The sequence below is a fragment of the Fulvivirga aurantia genome (genome assembly GCF_009711475.1).
GTDB classification, from domain to species: Bacteria; Bacteroidota; Bacteroidia; order Cytophagales; family Cyclobacteriaceae; genus Fulvivirga; species Fulvivirga aurantia.
In genome coordinates this window covers 1-939 of record NZ_SMMD01000200.1, presented here as the reverse complement: position 1 = coordinate 939, position 939 = coordinate 1, and the positions used below count along the sequence as shown (strand labels likewise).

At 35.8% G+C, this 939-nt stretch carries 1 protein-coding gene; it reads right to left on the bottom strand.

Features of this window, described 5'->3' with window-relative positions; genetic code table 11:
* Positions 1-939: CDP-glucose 4,6-dehydratase (rfbG, locus tag E1176_RS00630; protein ID WP_155208657.1), on the bottom strand; the 939-nt coding region annotated here is incomplete at both ends.

Genomic DNA, 939 nt, shown 5'->3' with positions numbered 1-939 from the left:
CGCTATTTTTAAAGTTCAGCTTTGATGACCATTTTAGATGTTCTTGAGATTTAGAACTGTCGAGCTCCAGTAATTCTGACTCATAAAAACTTCTAGCCTTAACCTCCATTATACCTTTTTTAAATACTTGAAACATGGACTGTACCAACTTCTCTACGCTACTATTCACATCTTTTGTTGGACCAAAATTCCAGGCTGAATTATAAAAATGTGAATCTGGGTTAATTGATAAATAAAAAGCCAAGTATAAATATCCCATCAACGGATCAAGCACATGTTGCCACGGTCTTACTGCATTAGGGCTTCTTAATAATAGCTTTTTACCTTCTGATATTGACCTAATTATATCTGGAACAATACGATTATGAGACCAATCCCCTCCACCGATAACATTTCCCGATCTAGCTGTAGCTATAGATTTCCCATGTTGACTATAAGAAGAAGGGTTAAAAAAACTATGCCTGTAAGAATTTACTATAAGTTCCGCAGCTGCTTTACTCGCACTATATGGGTCATAACCTCCCAACGGAGCGTCTTCGTTAAAGGTTGAGCCTAATTCTTTATTTAAATAAACCTTATCAGTAGTAATCACCACCACTGTACACCTTTTATCAAGTCTTCTAACTGATTCAAGTAAGTTAACCGTTCCCATTGAATTAATTTCAAAGGTAGACACTGGATCTTCATATGATGGTAATACTAACGGCTGTGCTGCAAAATGAAAAATTATGTCTGGCTCAAAACCTAATATATCCGCTTCAAACTTTTTGATATCCAGTATGTCGCCAAATGTACTTGTGCAAAGCGAACTTCCATTTATAGAATGAAATATAGAATTAGTTTCAGGTGGCAAGGAATAGCCATGAACGGTAGCACCTAACCTATTTAATAATAAAAGAAACCAACCTCCTTTAAAGCCAGTATGTCCAGTTACATAAA